Genomic DNA, 2,590 nt, shown 5'->3' on the forward strand with positions numbered 1-2,590 from the left:
TGGGTGCGCGGAAAACGGTCATGGAGACATTCATCAGGACCAGCACGACAATCAGAGCGTACAGGTGGGACCTGAAGGCCGGAATCAGTGCGAAGAAAAGCGCTCCGAGGGGCATCCCCACAAGGATGTATGGCATGCGTCTGCCGTAGCGGTTCCAGGTCCGGTCGCTCGCGGCCCCGAAGAATGGCTGCAGCGTGACGGCTGCGATATTGTCGAAGGTCATGATGGCCCCGACGAGAAAGCCTTTCATGGCCACATCCACAAGCAAGGTATCGAGGAACACGGGAACGAAAGCGTTGTACAACGCCCAGCTGAGGCTGATGGCGAAAAAGCCGAAACCGAGGATAAGAGTACGGCGGTAATCAAGCCTCATCAACCGGTTCACCCCCACACGCATGGGGACAACGTTCTGGCCGGAGGCCTCCCAAGGCTCGGCCCCCCACATCCCGGATTCGGACTGCAGTCCCGGGGTCGTTGGTTATCACCGCGTCAACCCCCGCCCGGATGACCCTGGCGATGTCCGCGGGAGTGTCCACTGTCCAGGTGTTCACAGAGACTCCCGCCAGATGTGCCCCAGAGACGAACTCCGGGAAGATGTTGTAGTGCAACGGGTGCAAGGCCTCCGCGCCGATCCGACGGGCATAGTGCCACGGCTCCACCAGACCCGCCATATAGAGGATTCCCGTCCTGCACTCTGGTGCCAGTCTCTTGAGTTCCACCAGACTGTAGTGGTTGAACGAGGAGAACACGACCTTCGACTCTATTGAGCGTCTGCGGACGAACTCGGCGAGCTTCTGTTCGATCCCGGGGTAGACCACGATCCCACTCTTGATCTCGATATTCAAGAGAGACCATGATTGCCCTAGAGCGTCCACTACGTCCGAGAGAGTTGGAACCCCTTGCCTTGGGAAATCCCCGCGGAAGTGGGCGGCCGCGTTCAACGCTCCGAGTTCGGTTACGGAATGCTCCCGGACCATCCCGTGCCCATCAGTGGTGCGGTCGACATATTCATCGTGAATCACAACTAGCTCATCATCGCGCGAGAGGTGAACGTCGAGTTCCACTCCGTCCGCTCCCAGTTCCATGGCCTGAACGAATCCGGCCAACGTGTTCTCGGGAGCCACCGCCGGAGCCCCGCGGTGGCCCAGGATCAAAGCCGCCGATTTCAAGACCCATCCACCTCCAGAGTTCCCCCCTGTGCAAGCAAAAGAGACGCTGCGCTCTCGATTCACGGCTCATGCCCCGGGCTGACCGCCCCACACCAGCAGGGCAATGCCAGAGGAAGAGGCTGCCGCTTTCGCATATTTGACATGTTCCATCGAAATCCTGCGCTCAGGGGTGAGCCGGCAGCATTCATCGAAGAGGTGGATTGGGTGGGAAAAGCCCGAGGCCCGTGAGGAGCCGCAGGGCGGCCTGCTCGAACTCAGACCGAGCCATGGCAGGATCGTTGGACTCCCCCGAAAGAAGGGCGTCACGTGCGGAGAACGCATCATCGAGAGCGCGCGCGAAGTCGAGCCGGCTTCGGCTTATAATGGCTCGGACGCGACTCTCCAGAGCCTCGAGTTCCAGTTTCGTGCCGGAAGACGCCGCACCCGCCTGGGAAGTCACGCTGTCCAACACAAAAGAGATCCCTGCATACACCGAAGGTGCGTCAGCATCTTGCGGCCACGAGAACCCCACCCGTGCGTGGACTTCGGGAACCCCCAATCCTTTTACATCGGGTGCGTTCGCTCTTCTGGCCAAATCGAGAAGACCCCCGGCCACCGAGGGGTCGTTCTCAAGCCAGAGGTCGGACAGGGCATCGAATTCCCACCCCGTGAGGAAGTCCAAAGACCGCTCATCTACAACGTCGCCGGTCAACCAAACCAGCTCATCCGCCATGAGGTCCAAGCCGAGCTTCGCCCTGACCTCGCACAGCAGGGACCGGCACGCGGAAGAATCCGCTCGCCCGAACGCGGCCTCGAGGTTGCGCAACGACCGGAGGGCGGACGCAACCGCCCGGCCTTGAGCTCTCAGGCAGGATAGCTCCGCCAACCTTAACTCGAGCCTGCTGAGTTCCGCTCCAGATGACCCCGACCTCCTGCGGAAGGCAGGGATCGGGACCTGCACCTCTCCGGACCACGCAGAAACCTCATGCAACAGGTGACCGCCCAAACGATAACTCAGACGCCCAGAGAACCCTACCGCTCCACGGGACTCCATCCATGCCTCAGCCGCGAGCCCGGCGAGGATATCGATGCCGCCCGAGAACTCCCAGGGCACACCGGAGCCATCGCGTGCCCTGCGGAGCTCGGAGAGCCTCACCCAGGCCTCGAGCGAGGCAGGGTCGGCCAGTACCGCTGCCTGGATGAACCGGCCTGCATCGAACTGAACCGCTGGGCCACCAAAGAGCCCTGTAGGATCCTCCTCAACCGCCCCGCCCGGGAAACACCGAGCGGAGCCTGGACAGACAGCGATAGAAACCAGGAGCAAGATACCAATGGCCTGTAACCACCTGGAGACGGTCATGAACCGGGTCCCGTCCTCCTTTTCATGGACATATCTCCCATGGGAGCTGTCCGCAAGGTTCCTGCTTCGTCCACAGGCGCCG

General features: G+C 61.6%; 3 protein-coding genes. All 3 read right to left on the bottom strand.

Going from position 1 to position 2,590, the window contains the following annotated elements:
* On the bottom strand, positions 1–373 hold a 373-nt coding region (locus tag NUW23_12065; protein ID MCR4426900.1), incomplete at its 3' end, for an MFS transporter.
* On the bottom strand, positions 363–1,169 hold the full coding sequence (locus NUW23_12070; GenBank protein MCR4426901.1) for a glycerophosphodiester phosphodiesterase: 807 nt from the start codon (positions 1,167–1,169) through the stop codon (positions 363–365). The genes NUW23_12070 and NUW23_12065, both read right to left, overlap by 11 nt.
* A gap of 184 nt (positions 1,170–1,353) precedes the next feature.
* Positions 1,354–2,590, bottom strand: a 1,237-nt coding sequence (locus NUW23_12075; GenBank protein MCR4426902.1) for a hypothetical protein, incomplete at its 5' end; no start/stop codon positions are given.

The organism is Bacillota bacterium, assembly GCA_024655925.1.
GTDB lineage: Bacteria > Bacillota > DTU025 > DTU025 > JANLFS01 > JANLFS01.